The sequence below is a fragment of the Cupriavidus sp. NPDC089707 genome (genome assembly GCF_044748965.1).
GTDB lineage: Bacteria > Pseudomonadota > Gammaproteobacteria > Burkholderiales > Burkholderiaceae > Cupriavidus.
In genome coordinates this window covers 184525-199779 of sequence record NZ_JBIVHB010000007.1, presented here as the reverse complement: position 1 = coordinate 199779, position 15255 = coordinate 184525, and the positions used below count along the sequence as shown (strand labels likewise).

General features: G+C 66.9%; 15 protein-coding genes. 10 read left to right on the top strand and 5 right to left on the bottom strand.

The features are described from left to right. Positions 1-11 precede the first annotated feature (11 nt). Positions 12-1400: a 3-deoxy-D-arabino-heptulosonate 7-phosphate synthase gene (locus ACIP1U_RS14145; protein WP_400315832.1), complete on the bottom strand. Its 1389-nt coding sequence runs from the start codon at positions 1398-1400 to the stop codon at positions 12-14. Positions 1401-1616: 216 nt separating this feature from the next. Between ACIP1U_RS14145 and ACIP1U_RS14140 the strand changes: the two genes are divergently transcribed. Next, entirely contained in the window at positions 1617-2945 is a 1329-nt protein-coding gene (locus ACIP1U_RS14140) for a TrkH family potassium uptake protein (RefSeq protein WP_400315829.1), read from the top strand. Further along, the gene (locus ACIP1U_RS14135; protein WP_400315826.1) at positions 2935-3633 is read left to right on the top strand and encodes a potassium channel family protein; all 699 of its coding nucleotides are present in this window, start codon (positions 2935-2937) and stop codon (positions 3631-3633) included. The genes ACIP1U_RS14140 and ACIP1U_RS14135 overlap by 11 nt, the downstream gene beginning before the upstream one ends. Before the next feature lie 29 nt (positions 3634-3662). Here the strand turns inward: ACIP1U_RS14135 and ACIP1U_RS14130 are convergent, their stop codons facing one another. Next, positions 3663-4586 carry a LysR family transcriptional regulator gene (locus tag ACIP1U_RS14130; RefSeq protein ID WP_400315823.1) on the bottom strand — a complete coding sequence of 308 codons (924 nt, stop codon included), beginning with the start codon at positions 4584-4586 and terminating at the stop codon, positions 3663-3665. A 201-nt stretch (positions 4587-4787) separates the two neighbouring features. On the opposite strand from ACIP1U_RS14130, the gene ACIP1U_RS14125 reads away from it, so the two are divergent. From ACIP1U_RS14125 to ACIP1U_RS14115, 3 genes are read left to right on the top strand one after another with little or no spacing between them, the layout of a single operon-like run. Then, complete coding sequence (locus ACIP1U_RS14125; protein WP_400315821.1) at positions 4788-5261, top strand: (2Fe-2S)-binding protein; 474 nt, start codon at positions 4788-4790, stop codon at positions 5259-5261. Beyond that, a complete protein-coding gene (locus ACIP1U_RS14120; RefSeq protein WP_400315819.1) occupies positions 5258-7561 on the top strand; it encodes a molybdopterin cofactor-binding domain-containing protein in 2304 nt (767 codons plus the stop codon). The genes ACIP1U_RS14125 and ACIP1U_RS14120 overlap by 4 nt, the downstream gene beginning before the upstream one ends. A 55-nt stretch (positions 7562-7616) precedes the next feature. Beyond that, complete coding sequence (locus ACIP1U_RS14115) at positions 7617-8114, top strand: cupin domain-containing protein (protein ID WP_400315817.1); 498 nt, start codon at positions 7617-7619, stop codon at positions 8112-8114. A 32-nt stretch (positions 8115-8146) separates the two neighbouring features. On the opposite strand, the gene ACIP1U_RS14110 is transcribed toward ACIP1U_RS14115, so the two are convergent. Continuing rightward, on the bottom strand, positions 8147-9322 hold the full coding sequence (locus tag ACIP1U_RS14110; RefSeq protein WP_400315815.1) for a diguanylate cyclase domain-containing protein: 1176 nt from the start codon (positions 9320-9322) through the stop codon (positions 8147-8149). 310 nt (positions 9323-9632) lie between these two features. Here ACIP1U_RS14110 and ACIP1U_RS14105 point away from each other — a divergent pair, with 310 nt between their 5' ends. The 4 genes from ACIP1U_RS14105 (at position 9633) to ACIP1U_RS14090 (ending at position 12958) form a co-directional block, all read left to right on the top strand. Beyond that, positions 9633-9941 carry a hypothetical protein gene (locus ACIP1U_RS14105; RefSeq protein WP_400315812.1) on the top strand — a complete coding sequence of 103 codons (309 nt, stop codon included), beginning with the start codon at positions 9633-9635 and terminating at the stop codon, positions 9939-9941. Between the two features lie 123 nt (positions 9942-10064). Beyond that, positions 10065-11315, top strand: coding sequence for an MFS transporter (locus ACIP1U_RS14100; RefSeq protein ID WP_400316088.1), 1251 nt, complete (start codon positions 10065-10067; stop codon positions 11313-11315). A 238-nt stretch (positions 11316-11553) separates the two neighbouring features. Next, positions 11554-12384: a DUF2092 domain-containing protein gene (locus ACIP1U_RS14095; protein WP_400315809.1), complete on the top strand. Its 831-nt coding sequence runs from the start codon at positions 11554-11556 to the stop codon at positions 12382-12384. A 28-nt stretch (positions 12385-12412) separates the two neighbouring features. Continuing rightward, positions 12413-12958 (top strand): hypothetical protein, encoded by a 546-nt coding sequence (locus ACIP1U_RS14090; protein ID WP_400315806.1) that lies wholly within the window; start codon positions 12413-12415, stop codon positions 12956-12958. A gap of 203 nt (positions 12959-13161) precedes the next feature. On the opposite strand, the gene ACIP1U_RS14085 is transcribed toward ACIP1U_RS14090, so the two are convergent. Both ACIP1U_RS14085 and phaP read right to left on the bottom strand, forming a co-directional pair. Beyond that, the gene (locus ACIP1U_RS14085; protein WP_400315804.1) at positions 13162-14019 is read right to left on the bottom strand and encodes a DNA-binding response regulator; all 858 of its coding nucleotides are present in this window, start codon (positions 14017-14019) and stop codon (positions 13162-13164) included. Between the two features lie 85 nt (positions 14020-14104). After that, the gene (phaP, locus tag ACIP1U_RS14080) at positions 14105-14500 is read right to left on the bottom strand and encodes a TIGR01841 family phasin (RefSeq protein WP_400315801.1); all 396 of its coding nucleotides are present in this window, start codon (positions 14498-14500) and stop codon (positions 14105-14107) included. A gap of 330 nt (positions 14501-14830) precedes the next feature. On the opposite strand from phaP, the gene ACIP1U_RS14075 reads away from it, so the two are divergent. Then, positions 14831-15232 (top strand): hypothetical protein, encoded by a 402-nt coding sequence (locus ACIP1U_RS14075; protein ID WP_400315799.1) that lies wholly within the window; start codon positions 14831-14833, stop codon positions 15230-15232. Positions 15233-15255 lie beyond the last annotated feature (23 nt).

The window sequence follows — 15255 nt, the reverse complement described above, 5'->3', positions numbered from 1 at the left end:
ATCCTGGCACGTCAGGCGCCGGCCCCGTTTTTTATCGCGGCCATCAGGTCGTCTGGATGGACCATCAATTCGCGCACTTGCCACAGCGTCGGGTATTGGTTGAGTACGCTGTGCCAGCGGGGCGATTCCAATAGCTGTTGCCAGACCGGCGCAAGCACGGCTGAATCCGCGGTTTGCGCTTGCGCCAGCGCGCTGGCGAATTCAAGGCTGGCCTGCGCCGACAGCAGTTGCATCCGGCTGGCGGCGCCGAGCAGGCGGGCCCCGGCCCCGGCTTCGGCAGGCGCATCGCAGCAATACAGCACCGTGCCGGCAAGGCTGGCCGCGTCGGTACACAGCGCGCGGAGCGAGGCACCATGCAGGCTTACCACGCCTTGCTGCGTCTCGAACGCATAGACCGCGTCCTTGTCGGCATGCGCCAGCAAGCGCAAGCCGCGCAGCAGCCTGGGCAGGTCGGTGGTGGCGGCATCGACGGAGGCCTTGGCCTCCGCGAGCAGGCAGATCTCCCAGGCCGGTGTTTTCTCCATCGGCAGCACTTGCCTGAGCAGCACCGCATCCCATTCGGTCTTGGCGCGTTCATGCGTGGCGGGGATCGAAGCCGGTACGCGCATCGAGGTCACGACGCGGTATGACGCCGGCGCCGTCTCGGACTCGTTGAGTCGCCGCGCCAGCGCCTCAAGTGCCTGTGCGGCCTGTGCTTCGGTGGCAGCGCCACGCTGCCGGGCGGCAACGCCTTGCGCACTGGCGCTGGCGCTTCCGGAGCGCGGGCCATGCCGCTCCCACAGCATCTGGTACTGGCGGACCAGGTCATCCAAGGCCAGCGCTTCAAGACGCTGCAAGCGCTTCAGCGCGGGATTGTCGAGCAGCCTGGCCAGGCCCGGGCCGCCATTCGCCGTCCCCGGCATATCGGGCAGGCTTCGCACGGCATCGTGCAGCGCGGACCATGATGACGCGGCGGCGCAGGCATGGAGCCGGGCCAATGCCTCGCGCCACGGGCCTGGCACGAGGCGTTGCTGCCGGCCCGGATGGGCGATCGCGTTGACGGCCGCCTGGACTTCGCGGCGGTCCTGGCCGGCGCCCGCGGACAGCGATGCGTACTCGCGCACATGCGCCGCCCGGTGCCGCATGACCATGGCCTGGAACACCGGGTCGCCCGCATCCGCGCGCAGCGCTTCGCGGATCAGGTGCGCGAGCGCATCGATGAAGCGGTCTTTGAGTGGCGCTGCTGGCGTTTCGCCGCGTGCCACGGCTGCACGAGCCTGCTCGATCGCAAGCGCGAGCGTCGTTGCCGGGCTGGTCGACTGCAGTTCGGAAATTGCGGTGGCACTTGCCGGCAAGCGATAGCGGCGGGCGACGGTGCGAAGCGTTGCATCGAGTAAAGGAGGCGCGGACAAGGGTGGCATGGCAGGGGGCGGCTCAGAGGCGACGCACGCGGATCTGCGCCAGTCTCGGCAATCCGCAAGGGTTTGTCCATCGTAGGGACGGCTCGCTGTGCCGGCGCCGCCGCGCTCGGGGAACCATCGGGCAACCATCGGGAAATCCCCAGAGCCAGAAAAGGGGGGGGGCCGTGCTGCGCTGCACACATGGATTTGTGCCGCGCCAAGGCACACAATGCCTGCATGAGAGCTTCCCTGCATCCTGCCCGCGCCGTCGCCATGGGGTTCCTGCTGGCCATCGTGGCGGGCAGCGTGCTGCTGATGCTGCCCTGGTCGCGCGACGGCGGCGGCAGCGTGCCGTGGCTGACCGCGTTCTTCACGGCGGTGTCCGCGGTGTGCGTGGCCGGGCTGACCGTGGTCGATACCGGCACGTACTGGTCCGGCTTTGGCCAGGCGGTCATCATGGTCCTGTTCCAGCTTGGCGGATTCGGCATGATGACGGCATCGACGCTGCTGGGGCTGATGGTCAACCGCTCGCTGAGGCTGCGCACCAAGCTGCTGACCCAGGCCGAGACCCGCGCGATCGGGCTTGGCGATATCGTCGGCGTGGCCAGGCTGGTGCTGCTGGTGACGATCGGGATGGAGCTGTTGCTGGCCGCCTGGCTGGCGTGGCGGCTGCATTCCGTCTATGGCGCGCCGTGGGGCGACGCCGCCTGGAACGGGCTGTTCCACGCCATTTCCGCCTACAACAATGCCGGCTTCTCGACACATGCCGACAGCCTGGTCCGCTATGCGGCCGACCAGTGGGTGCTGCTGCCGGTCATGGTGGCGGCGCTGGTCGGCGGCATCGGCTTCCCGGTGCTGCACGACCTGCGCAACAAGACTTTCCGCCCGCACCGCTGGTCGCTGCACAGCAAGCTGACGCTGGCCACCACCGGGGTGTTGTTCCTGGTGGGCCTGGCCGGCGTGCTGATGTTCGAGTGGACCAACGCACGCACGCTCGGCCCGATGGCCGCGGGGCAGAAGCTGTTGTCGGCGGCCTTTGCCTCGGTCTCCGCGCGCACCGTCGGCTTCAACACCATCGACATCGGCGGCCTGACCCATGAAAGCATGGCGCTGCATTACTTCCTGATGTTTGTCGGCGGCGGCAGCGCCAGTACCGCGGGCGGCGTCAAGGTCGGCACCATCGCGATCCTGGCGCTGCTGGTGATTGCCGAGATCCGCGGGCGCGGCGACAGCGAAGCCTTCGGGCGCCGCGTCAGCAGTTCGGCGCAGCGGCAGGCGATCACGGTGCTGGTGCTGGGCAGCGCGCTGACGACGATCGGGACGCTGGCCATCCTGTTTGTCACGGAATTCCCGACCGACCAGGTCATCTTCGAGGTCATCGCGGCCTTCGGTTCCGCGGGCCTGTCGACCGGCATCACCGCCGACCTCCCGGCTTCCGCCCAGCTGATCCTGGCCGGGCTGATGTATGCCGGCCGGGTCGGCACCATCACGCTCGCGGTATCCCTTGCCATGGGCGAGCGCCGTACGCCGTACCGTTACCCCGAGGAGCATCCAATTGTTGGCTAGATTGTTTTCCGAACAGTTCGCCTTCTCGGCAGGCGATAGCGTGGCCGTGATCGGGTTGGGGCGCTTCGGCGGTTCCGTGGCGCAGTCGCTGATGCGGCTGGGACATGATGTCATGGGCATCGACCGCGATCCCGAGCTGGTGCAGCGCTGGTCCAATGTGCTGACCTGCGCGATCCAGGCCGACTCGACCGATGTCAATGTCATGCGCCAGCTGGGGGTGGCGGATTTTTCACATGCCATCGTGGGCATCGGCACCGACATGTCGTCCAGCCTGATGACGCTGATGGCGCTGACCGAGCTGCAGATCCAGGACATCTGGGTCAAGGCGTTTACGGCCGAGCACGGGCAGATCGCGGAGCGCATCGGTGCGCACCACGTCGTCTATCCGGAAGCGGACATGGGCGCGCGGGTTGCCCACCTGATCACCGGCAAGATGATCGATTTCATCGAGTTCGACGACGGCTTCGCCATCGCGCGGATCCATGCGCCGCCATCCACCCATAACAAGACTTTGCTGATGTCCCATGTCCGGGAGCAATTCGGCGTGACGGTGGTGGGCATCAAGCGCGGCAACGCGGAGTTCGAGCACGCCACGGCGGCCACCATGGTGCTGCCCGGCGACCTGCTGGTGGTGTCGGGCCTGACCAGCAAGATCGAGCGCTTTGCCGGCAGTTCGGAGAAGGGGTAGACGGTGGGTGAAACGCTTGCCGCCGTGCATTACCCGGCTGAGCGTGTTGCGGGCAATACGGCGTCGCCGCGATACCGGATGGCATCGATCACGATCCGCAGCGCACGCGACGAGTGGCGCGCGCTTGGGTAATAGGCGTGCAGGCCCGGAAACTTCGGGCACCAGTCCTCGAGCACGCTGCGCAGGCAGCCCGCGCGAACATACGGGCCGGCTAGGTCCTCGGGAACGAAGGCCAGCCCGCAGCCTTCGAGCGCCGCGCGCAACATCTGGTAGACGCCGTTGCAGGTCGCCTGCCCGCTGACCTTGACCTCGAACAACTGGCCCTCGCGGGTCAGCTCCCACGCATAGATGCCGCCGCCGGCGAGCCTGAGCGTAATGCAATTGTGCGCGAGCAGGTCACGCACCGTCGCCGGCACGCCGCGCGAGGCGAAATAGCCCGGGGCGCCGACGATCATCATCTTCACATCTTCCGTGAGCCTGACGGCAACCATGTCCTTGGCCACCTGGTCGCCGTAGCGCACGCCGATATCGAATTGTTCGGCGGCAATGTCGACCAGGCGGTAGTCGGCGCTCATTTCCACGCGCAGGTCCGGATAGCTTGACAGTACCGTGGCCAGGCGCGGCCACAGGACGCTGTCGATCACGTGGTCGATCGCGGTGATCCGGATCGTGCCGGCCGGCCTGGCGCCCAGTTCGCTGACCGCCGCGATTTCCGCTTCGATTTCCTGGACGCGGGGCGCCACGGTCTGGAGCAGCCGTTCGCCGGCCTCCGTCGGCGCTACGCTGCGCGTCGTCCGTGTCAGCAGGCGCACGCCCAGCCGCGTTTCCAGTGCGCGCATGGCATGGCTCAGCGCCGATTGCGAAACCCCCAGCCGCGCCGCCGCGCGCGTGAAGCTGCGTTCGCGGGCGACTGCCAGGAAGGCAAGGATGTCGTTGATGTTGTCGCGGGCCATGGGGTCTTGGCTTTTGCGCAATACCTTGCGCATTGATGAGCTGGATTCATAGACACATGCCGCGCAGGCTAATGATCTGCCGCGGCACAAGCCCTACCATCGGGCTTTCGCGCAGGCATGGCATGCGGGAGAGGGTCCCGCATCCGGGCCGCCTGCGCTTCCACCGCTTCCACCGGTTAACAACCAGTACTTTATCTCGCTATGGCTCGACTTCGAATCAACGGCCAGCCCAGGGACGTCAACGTTCCCGACGACATGCCCATGCTCTGGGTGTTGCGCGACGAACTCGGCATGACCGGCACCAAGTTCGGTTGCGGCATGGCGCTGTGCGGCGCATGTACGGTCCACGTGGATGGCGCGCCTGCCCGTGCCTGCGTGACCCCGGTGTCGGCCGTGGCCGGCCATGCCGTGTCGACGGTCGAGGGCATGGCCGCCGACCCGGTGGGCCGGGTGGTGCAGCAGGCCTGGATCGAACACAACGTGGCCCAGTGCGGCTATTGCCAGGCGGGGCAGATCATGTCCGCCGTGAGCCTGCTGAAGGCTACGCCGAAGCCGACGCCGCGCCAGGTCGACGGGGCCATGAGCGGCAATATCTGCCGCTGCGGCACGTACCCGCGCATTCGCGCCGCCATCCTGCAAGCGGCCAGCCAGCTGGGGCAAGGGAGCAAGCGATGAGCACGTCCGCACGGATTTCGCGGCGCGCCTTCTTGCAGGGCGGCCTGGGCGCGCTGTCGCTGGCGGTGGCGCCGGACGGCGTGGTCCGGCTCGCGTCGGCGGCGGAGGCGGCCGAGGCGCCAGGCAAGCGCTATGGCGCCGATACCATGCCCGGCGGCACCGTCGACAGCCCGCTCGCCTTCGTCTCCATTGCGACAGACGGCACGGTCACTATCGTCGCGCATCGCGCCGAGATGGGCACCGGTGTGCGTACCACCCTGCCGATGGTCGTTGCCGACGAAATGGAATGCCGCTGGGAGCGCGTGAAGGTAGTGCAGGCCGAGGCCGACGAGAAGCGCTACGGCAACCAGAACGTGGACGGCTCGCGCAGCGTGCGCCATTTCCTGGTGCCAATGCGCCGCGTGGGCGCCGCGGCCCGGCAGATGCTCGAAGCGGCGGCGGCGGCGCGCTGGTCGGTGCCGGTGGCGCAGGTGCGCGCGGTCCGGCACGAGGTCATCCATGCGCAGACCGGCCGGCGCCTCGGTTTTGGCGAACTCGCCGCCGACGCCGCCAGGCAACCGGTGCCCGGCGGCGATGCGCTGCGGCTCAAGACGCCGGCGGATTTCCGCTATATCGGCAAGGACACGGTGCGGCTGGTCGATCTTGAGGCCATCGGCAAGGGCGAAGCGCGCTATGGCATGGACATGCGCCTGCCCGGCATGGTCTACGCCGTGGTGGCGCGCCCGCCGGTGGTCGGCGGCAAGCTGCGCCGGCTCGATAGCAGCAAGGCGCTGGCGGTGCCCGGCGTGCTCAAGGTTGTGGAGATCCCGGCCTTCAGCGGCGCCCCGGCCTTCCAGCCGCTGGGCGGCGTGGCCGTGGTCGCGCGCAACACGTGGTCGGCCATGCAGGGCCGCGCAGTGCTGGATATCGAATGGGACGATGGGCTCAATGGCGCCTATGACTCCGCAGCGTTCCGGAAAACACTGGAAGCTGCCGCGCGCGTGCCGGGCAAGGTCGTGCGCAGCGACGGCAACGCGCTGCAGGCGTGGCACAAGGCGCCCGCATCGGACCGCTTTGCCGCCGAATACTACATTCCGCACCTGGCCCACGCGTCGATGGAGCCGCCGGTGGCGACGGTGCGGATCCAGGGCGGCCGTGCCGAGGTCTGGACGTCCATCCAGAATCCCGCCGCGGCGCAAACCGCCGTGGCGGCCCGGCTCAAGCTCGCGCCGGAGCAGGTGCGGGTGAATGTGCTGCTGCTGGGCGGCGGCTTCGGCCGCAAGTCCAAGCCTGACTTCGTGGACGAAGCGGCCATCGTCGCGCGTGCCATGCCCGAGGGCACGCCGGTCAAGCTGGTATGGACGCGCGACGACGACATCCGCCATGACTACCTGCATACCATATCGGTGGAGCGCCTGGAGGCGGTGGTCGCCAACGGACGACCCGCGTCGTGGCTGCACCGCAGCGCCGCGCCGACCATCGCCTCGCTGTTCTCCAGCGAGGCACGCGGCCAGCAGTTGTTCGAATCGGCGATGTCCGCGATCAACATGCCGTATCGCATCCCCAGCGTGCGCATCGAAACGGCCGAGGTGCCGGCGCATGCGCGCATCGGCTGGTTCCGCTCGGTGGCCAACATCCCGCACGCCTTTGCCGCGCAGAGCTTTATCGCCGAGCTGGCGCACCGCGCCGGACGCGACCATAAACAGTTCGCGCTTGAACTGATCGGCCCCGCGCGCAGGATCGATCCCGGCGCCATGGCCGACACATGGAATTACACCGAATCGCCCGCGCGCTATCCCTTCGACACCGGACGCCTGCGCGCGGTGATCGAGGCCGCCACGCGCGGGGCGGGCTGGGGCCGCAAGCTGCCCAGGGGCCATGGCCTGGGGCTGGCGTTCTGCTACAGCTTCCTCAGCTACACAGCCACGGTGATCGAGGTGGCGGTCGACGGGCGCGGCGAGGTACAGGTGCTGGCGGTGGACATGGCGATGGACTGCGGCCCGCAGATCAACCCCGAGCGTATCCGCGCGCAGATGGAGGGCGGCGCCATCATGGGGCTGAGCCTCGCGCTGAAGGGCGAAATCAGCTTCGAAAAGGGCCGTGTACAGCAAAGCAACTTCCACGACTACGAGGTGCTGCGCCACCTCGGCTCGCCGCGCGTGGTCCGTACCCACCTGGTGAACGACAACCACGCACTGCCCCCGGGCGGTGTCGGCGAGCCGCCCGTGCCGCCGGTGGCGCCGGCGCTGTGCAATGCGATTTTCGCCGCGACCGGACAGCGCATCCGCAGCCTGCCGGTGCGTTCAGTGCCCCGCGCCTGACGCGTTGCAGGTCAGCTCGACTTCACTATCCCCCCAACCAGGAAAGGCCTCCGTCATGAAGATCTCCCTTGCAAGACTTGCGCTGTGCGCGGCTGCGCTGCAGGCCACGGCAGCGGCGGCAGCCGACCCGCAGGCGGGCACCGCGGCATCCGGCCAGCAGATTTCGCGCGCCGGTTCCCAGCCGTCCCTGGCGGGCCCGGCGGACTATTTCACCGGCCGTGCGCGCATCGATCCGGTCTGGCCTGCCGACAAGCACCTCACAGCTTCCGGCGCGATGGTGACGTTCGAGCCCGGTGCGCGCTCCGCATGGCATACACACCCGGCGGGCCAGCGGCTAGTGGTGGTCTCGGGCGCGGGGCTGACGCAGGAGTGGGGCAAGCCCATCCAGGAAATCCGTCCCGGCGACGTGGTCTGGTGCCAGCCCGGGGTCAAGCACTGGCACGGCGCGGCGCCCGCTACCGCGATGACCCACCTGGCCGTGACCGGCACCGTCGACGGCAAGAATGTCAACTGGATGGAGAAGGTCAGCGATGAACAGTACAACGCACGCTGACGATGCCGGGCAGGGCTGCGGCCAGCGATGCGTCAGGCCGCCGCCGACTCTTCGACAGATAGCGCCGATTCAAGCCGATTGCCCCCCAGCGATTTCGCGCGGTACAGCGCGCGGTCCGCGGCGGCAAGCCCGTCGGCCAGCGCCGGCACTGCGCTGTCGAACTGCGCCAGGCCAATGCTGACCGTTGCCGGTATCCGGTTGCTGTCAATGCGGTCGGGAATGGCTCCGGCGAAGCGCCTGGCGACGGCCTCTCCCAGCGCACGGGCGCGGCGTGCATCTTCGCCGCATAGCAGCGCCGCGAACTCTTCTCCGCCGATGCGCGCCAGCAGCACGTGGGGACCAAGGACGCCGCGGGCGGCTTCCGCAAAGGACTTCAGCACCTTGTCGCCCGCCTGGTGCCCGTGCCGGTCGTTGATCGCCTTGAATTGGTCGAGGTCGAACGCGAGCAAGGCAACCGGACCGGAGTTGCTTGCGTGGCCGAGCAGGCGTACGCCTTCTTCAAAGAACCAGCGGCGGTTGCCGAGCCGGGTCAGGTAGTCGGTCTGGGATTCGCGCAACAGCTGGCCATGGGTCTCCTCACGCACGAGCCTGAGCAGGGCCATTGGCAGCAGGACCGAGTACAGCACGCCCTCGTAGACGGTGATCTTGCTGGCCATCGACTGGAGCGACGGTCCGTATGCCATCACCAGCCATGGCAGGACACAGGCCCGGATGGCATAGAAAAGCGCATGGATCCCCGTCACCGCTACGACGATGCGGCGCGCATGCAGCGCTTTCATCGGCTCGCAGCGCAGCATCTCGAGTACGGTCAGCGCGCTGACCACCGCGATCGGAAACGAGCTGACGTAGTTCCACATGACCTCCGGCCAGCGCGTGCCCGCCACCGCCCACAACAGCGCCATGCCGATGAGCACGGCGGCTGATGTGGCGCGATACTGGCGCCCACGCAACGAAGCGACCGCGGCGAGGACCAGCACGTAACCGCTGAGAATGCAGAGATTGCTGAGGGCAGAGCCCATCTCGCCGGGCAGGTCGCGACGGAACAGCACTGCTGTACAGCCGGTTGCGAGCACCGCGAAGCCTGCAGCCAGGGTCCGCAATGCCTTGCCGTGCGTGGGATGGGACCGATGCTCCCAGTACGTCATTCCGGCACTGGCGAGAAGGGTTCCGATTGCCAGGAGGTAAAGAGTGAGGAGATCGACGTACATCCCAAATGTAAAGACATGGTGCCGGCAGATGGCAGGGGCCGGTGGATTTTACGTGGGAAATACGACAGCGGCACGTGCAAGGGACGCGCATCGCGGACGGCACGCCGCTTGCGGCGGCACTGTGACCAGGGGCCATGAGTTCTCTCCGTACTTCCGGCCACTTCCGATCCCAAGGGAGGGATAAAGTAGTACCCTCAGAGGGACAGGCGAGGAGAAGACACGCCCAGCAAACCGCGATATCGGTGACCCGATGGAGATCGACGCCATCACCGTCGTGCAGCAACGGAAGGAAGCTTGACGGGAGGCGCCCATGGACCATGTGCCAACGCTGAAGGGACGCCGTATCCTGGTCATCGAGGCCGACTACGGCGTTAGCCAGGCAATCATGTTCTTGCTCGAGGGCGAATGCGCCGCGGTAATTGGACTGGTCGGTTGGGCTGATGACGCCCTCGCATTGATTGGGAGCCAAGGCACGACGCTAGACGCCGCGCTTCCCGACATAGACCTGCACGGGGAGAGATCCTATGTCATCGCGCCGGCCTATCGCAATGTTCCGCGCTGCCAAAAGCCGTTCAAAGTCGAGGAACTGGTCAAAGCCCTGTCAACGACGCGGGCATGAAGGGCGGGATGCCGCGACTGAAGCAAGGCAGACTGCCGGTCGAACGGTGCGCGACGCGCCTGGCAAACGCGCGCCGGGCGGCTGGCAACAGCCGCTAGCGGGCTGACGGGCGACATGAACGATATGAACAATTTGCCGGCAGATACTGCTTCGGTCAAAGCAGGTGTTCGACTCGGCTTGCGCGAGAACTGGCGACAGTTTTCACTGCTTATCCTGATCAATGCGTTTGTCGGTGGCATGGTCGGGGTCGAGCGGACGGTGGTGCCACTGATCGGGTCGGAGACGTTCCACATTCACTCCACGACACTGATCACGTCGTTCATTGTGAGCTTTGGCCTGGTGAAAGCGTGTGCCAACCTGGTCTCCGGACAGCTCGCAGACGCCTGGGGCCGCAAGCGCGTGCTGGTCATTGGCTGGCTGACCGGCTTGCCGGTGCCGTTCATGATCATCGCGGCACCGGGTTGGGAATGGGTCATTGCCGCTAATGTATTGCTGGGCCTGAGCCAGGGCTTCGCGTGGTCAATGACCGTGATCATGAAGATCGACCTGGTGGGGCCGAAGGGGCGTGGCCTGGCGGTGGGCCTGAACGAATTCGCGGGCTACCTTGCTGTGGGGCTGACCGCCTTCCTGACAGGCTATCTTGCCAGCCGCCATGGACTGCGCCCGGTGCCTATCTACGTGGGTGCGTTCTATGCCATTGCGGGCACCTTGCTTTCCATCCTGGTGGTGCGCGACACGCGCCATCACGTGCGCGTTGAAGTGGGTGGCCAGGCGGATGCAACGCGACCTTTGTCGTTCCGCGAAGTCTTCGTGCTCACGTCTTTCAGGGATCGGAACCTGTTTGCCGCATCGCAGGCCGGGCTCGTCAACAATCTCAACGATGGCATGAGCTGGGGCATTTTCCCGCTGTTCTTTGCCGGGCTGGGTCTGGGCGTCGAGCGTATTGGCATCCTGAAGGCGGTCTATCCCGTGGTCTGGGGTGTCGGTCAGATCATCACCGGTCCGCTCAGCGACCGGTGGGGACGCAAGGGACTGATTGTGTGGGGCATGTGGGTGCAGGCGCTCGGTCTGTTCCTGACCGCCGCCACGGGGCAGTTCGCATGGTGGGTGCTGGCGGCCGTGCTGCTTGGGATTGGGACAGCGATGGTCTACCCAAGTCTGATCGCCGCCGTTTCCGACGCGTCGCACCCGGCCTGGCGCGCGCGGTCGCTCAGCGTCTATCGGTTCTGGCGTGATCTGGGCTACGCGATCGGCGCATTGAGCGCGGGCCTGATCGCTGACCGGTTCGGATTTTCCGCTGCCATTTATGCCATCGCCGGACTCACGATGCTCTCTGGCGCCGTGGTGGCGGTATCCATGCGCGAGCAACGCTAACCTCTTGCTTCCAGCAAAGTAAATCCGGCATCACTTGCGCGGCATTCCAGCCAATATCGGATCTCCATTCCCACCGCTAGTTCGGCCAATTCCAATTCCCTGCAACACGGCTTAGCGCAGCCACAAAAAGATTCACTTCACTTCCCCCCTCCCGTCATAGAAGATTCCCCAGCATCTTCATCGCTGGCCTGAAACCGCACGCGGCCGGGCGAATTGTCCAGTCAACCGGGAGTTCACCATGACACGCATACCGGCCCTGACCCTGCTCGTCATTGCGCTGGCGGCCTGCAGCAGCACGCCGCCCGCGCCGCCACCCGCTGCGCCTGCCACATCGGCAGCATCCGCCGCGGCGCCGGCTCCGGCCAGCAAGGCTCAGGCTCAGGCACAACCCCAGCCGAACGCAGTCGACCCCGCCGCGATCCAGGCGCTCAACGACATGGGCAAGTACCTGCAGTCGCTGCGCCAGTTCGCTGTCTTTATCGACCTGTCGGGTGAACGGGTGCTGCAGGACGGCCAGAAACTGCAGCACACCGCCACGGCGGATCTGGATGTGCAGCGGCCGGACCGGCTGCGCGCGGAGATGCGCAGCGCGCGCTCGCAGCGCGACCTGATCTATGACGGCAAAAAAGTCACGCTCTACTCTCCGGCGCAGAAGTCGTATTCGCAGGCCGACTTCAGCGACAACCTGGGCGTGCTGGCGCAGCGGCTGCGCGAACGCTTTGGCGTCGAGATTCCTTCGGCCGACCTGTTCCTGTGGGGCACGCCCGCGGCGCCGCTGGATAACATGGAATCGGCGATGAACGCTGGCCAGGATATCGTTGGCGGCGAACTGTGCGATCACTATGTCTTCCGCCAGGGCCAGCTCGACTGGCAGATCTGGATCGCCGCCGGCAACCGTCCGCTGCCGCGCAAGCTCGTCATCACCAACCGGTCCGACGAGGCCAGGCCGCAATCGGTCACGTTCTACAAGTGGAACCTGAATCCGAAGTTCGGCAATTCAGCGTTCGCCTTCGCGCCGCCCAAGGACGCCAGGAAGGCGGAGTTCGTTCCCCTGAAGGCCACCCGGTAACGGCGCAATGGACAAAAGGAGCATTGCCATGACCTACACATTCGCAAAGCCGCTCGCAGTGTGCACGGCCGCGCTCGTGCTGGTGGCGTCCGGCTGGGCACCGGTGGCCGAGGCCGCCCGCGGTGGCGGCGGGCATGGCGGCGGTGGCGGACATGCCGTAGGCGGCGGACACGCTGGCGGCGGGCAGCGCGCCGCTGCCGGCGGCGGTAACCGCGAAGCGCGACAGGTGAACAACCAGCGTGCCGACGTGCGTACCAACAACGTCCGCAACACCAGCGTCAATAACGTCAACGCCAACCGCAACGTCAACGTCAATACGAACCGCAACGTCAACGTGAACGTCGACAGCCACGGCGGCTGCTGCGGCTGGGACAACGATTACCACCCGGTGGCGACGGCCGCCGCGGTGACCGCCACGGTGGCGGTAACGTCGGCGGTGGTGGGCTCCATCGTGCGCTCGGTCCCGCCGAGCTGCGTGCCGGTCAACTACGGCGGCATGGTGTACCAGCAATGCGGCAATACCTGGTACATGCCGCAGGGCCCGCAGTACGTCGTGGTCAACCCGCCGTACTGACGACAGGCCTGAGCGCCCCGGCCTGGCTACGTCGCCGGCCGGCGGGCTTACCCATGGCGCCTGTAAGTCATGGAATGACACCAGCTCGCCGGCCATGGCACTGGCTGCCACGGTGGGCGGGCTGGCCAGCCACACCTGTCCGGGCCCCGAGCGCCCGGGGAGAAGGCCCGCCGCTTGCGGCGGGCCTTCTCTGTTCCGCCCCGCTACAGCGCGGCGCAATCCTCAGGATCCGCGACAGCAGCGTGTGGCGCCGGCTGCGGTGGGCTTGCCACGGGCTTCAGTACCGGTTGCCCCGGGCCGAGACCCATTGCCTGCCCCAGGCGCGCGCCACGTTGCAGCGCCACGTGGACGGCCTCGCCCTTGCTGCGTACGCCGAGGGCCTTGTAAAGGGCGTTGCAATGGCACTTGACCGTCGCCACGGAAACGTTCAGCTGCCGGCTGATGGTCTTGGCGGGATAGCCGCGTGCGAGCAGTACGAGGATTTCGTACTGGCGCGGCGTGAGGCCGAGCAACCGCGCTTCGCCGGGCGCACGGGAGTCGGCCACGGTATCCGCATTGGCGGCGGTGCTGCCTTGGGCGCGGCGCTCCGCATTTGCAAGGGCAGTCCCGGCACTGCCTTTGCGCGTGCCATCGTGCGATGCCGGCGCAATCCCCGGTGCATTCCCCGGCCGCTGGCTGAACGGACCCAGGCTGACCTGGTATCCGTTGGCGACCAGCCGGATCGATGCTTCCAGAACATCGGGCCGTACCGATTTCGGCAGGCAACCCACGACGCCCGCCGTGACCTTGTCATCGACCCAGTTCCCGGGCGCGATGTCGGACAGTACCAGGACCCGCGCCGCGGGCCAGGTCCTGCCGACCTGGCATAGCAGCTGCCATGCCGCCTCCGGATCCTCCGGCAGGCCGAGCACGACCAATGCGATGGCTTCGCCGGCAGCGCGGCACCCTGCGAGTTCCGCCGGGTCGACGGTGACGACCTCGCCGCCGGCCCCGACATCTTCCAGCGTCCTGCGCAACGCCACCCGCAGCAAAGCGTGGGCTTCAATCAACAGCACCTTCATTGCATACTTCTCTCTTGCGCGCGGACGTGGCGCCGCCGCCGCGGCAGGGGGCGGCAAGCGGCGCGGCACGTCCGGCGGCCGTGGTTTATGCGGCGACTCGCCCGGCGACAGCCGACGTGGTGGCGTGGCTCAGCCTGGATTGCGCAAGTTCGACTGCTTGCTGGAAGCGGGCCTGCGCCAGCTGGGCAAGCCCGGCCTGCGTTTCGGACGCGATTTCGCACACCTGCCGCGTGTAGGCGCAGGCCTTGTCGGCGGCAACGGGCGTCAGGCCGTTCTGCATGTCGAGGACCTTGCGCAGGTCCCTGCTGGCCAGCAGCGCCTGCATGCGTTGCTGGCTTTCCTCGAAGGCCGCCTGTGCGGTCTGCAGGTTCAGTTCGGCGATCCGCTGGAAGCCGGCAAACAGGATGCTGGAGTAGGCGAAGCAGTCAGCGAAGCCGCTGCCGTGGGTGACCGCGAACGGATCGGGCGCGAAAACGGGCATGCAATGGTTTCCTTGGGGTCCGCCTGGGCATGGTGCCCGGCGACACGTTTGCTCGTAAACGCACGACCGGGGTGCGTCGAAGGAAACAGGAGACACCCGGAGTGCTGCGTTGCATCATTCGCGCCCCATTCTAGAGTAAACACTCTAAACAATGTGGTGTGGGGCGCTAAGGGGATTCCCCGATGGTTTCGGCGTTTTTGCACGGTTTTGTGTTTTCGTTTTCGTTTCGCTGTGCATTCACGCTGGCATGCCCTGGCATTCGCCAACAGGCAGCTCGATCGGCCAAAAACGCAGTATCCTTCCGACACGCACGCCACCCGCACATCACTCTTGCGCCAATCTTTTCGCCGGCACCCCGTCTTTGCCGGCCTCCTGCTGGTTGTATTCCTGACAGTTCAGCTGGCAGCGGCCGCGTACGCCTGTACCGGCATCCGCTACCAGCTGGAAGCCAGCGGCACGGCGGCGGCAATGACCGAATCGTGTGCGGACATGGCGCCTGACAGCGACGGCCAGGGCGTTGACCAGAGCGGGCTATGCCAGGCGCACTGCCAGGCCGATTCCAAGAGTGCGGACCATGCCCCTGCGCAGCTTCCCGCATTCCTGCCGGTGCTGAAGAGCATCGTGGAGCCCACGCGCGTGGTCCTTGCCGATGTTCGCGTCGCGCTGCGCGCAGAAGTGGAAGCCCGCGGCCCGCCGGCCCTGAATATCCTTCACTGCAGTTTTCAAACGTAGCCTCCGGATCGACGTCCATTCAG

Excerpts from the sequence above, each read along its gene's own strand:
- ACIP1U_RS14145 (WP_400315832.1), bottom strand. The coding sequence starts at position 1,400 with ATGCCACCCTTGTCCGCGCCTCCTTTACTCGATGCAACGCTTCGCACC.
- ACIP1U_RS14140 (WP_400315829.1), top strand. The coding sequence starts at position 1,617 with ATGAGAGCTTCCCTGCATCCTGCCCGCGCCGTCGCCATGGGGTTCCTG.
- ACIP1U_RS14130 (WP_400315823.1), bottom strand. The coding sequence starts at position 4,586 with ATGGCCCGCGACAACATCAACGACATCCTTGCCTTCCTGGCAGTCGCC.
- ACIP1U_RS14125 (WP_400315821.1), top strand. The coding sequence starts at position 4,788 with ATGGCTCGACTTCGAATCAACGGCCAGCCCAGGGACGTCAACGTTCCC.
- ACIP1U_RS14120 (WP_400315819.1), top strand. The coding sequence starts at position 5,258 with ATGAGCACGTCCGCACGGATTTCGCGGCGCGCCTTCTTGCAGGGCGGC.
- ACIP1U_RS14115 (WP_400315817.1), top strand. The coding sequence starts at position 7,617 with ATGAAGATCTCCCTTGCAAGACTTGCGCTGTGCGCGGCTGCGCTGCAG.
- ACIP1U_RS14110 (WP_400315815.1), bottom strand. The coding sequence starts at position 9,322 with ATGTACGTCGATCTCCTCACTCTTTACCTCCTGGCAATCGGAACCCTT.
- ACIP1U_RS14105 (WP_400315812.1), top strand. The coding sequence starts at position 9,633 with ATGGACCATGTGCCAACGCTGAAGGGACGCCGTATCCTGGTCATCGAG.
- ACIP1U_RS14100 (WP_400316088.1), top strand. The coding sequence starts at position 10,065 with ATGAACAATTTGCCGGCAGATACTGCTTCGGTCAAAGCAGGTGTTCGA.
- ACIP1U_RS14095 (WP_400315809.1), top strand. The coding sequence starts at position 11,554 with ATGACACGCATACCGGCCCTGACCCTGCTCGTCATTGCGCTGGCGGCC.
- ACIP1U_RS14090 (WP_400315806.1), top strand. The coding sequence starts at position 12,413 with ATGACCTACACATTCGCAAAGCCGCTCGCAGTGTGCACGGCCGCGCTC.
- ACIP1U_RS14085 (WP_400315804.1), bottom strand. The coding sequence starts at position 14,019 with ATGAAGGTGCTGTTGATTGAAGCCCACGCTTTGCTGCGGGTGGCGTTG.
- phaP (WP_400315801.1), bottom strand. The coding sequence starts at position 14,500 with ATGCCCGTTTTCGCGCCCGATCCGTTCGCGGTCACCCACGGCAGCGGC.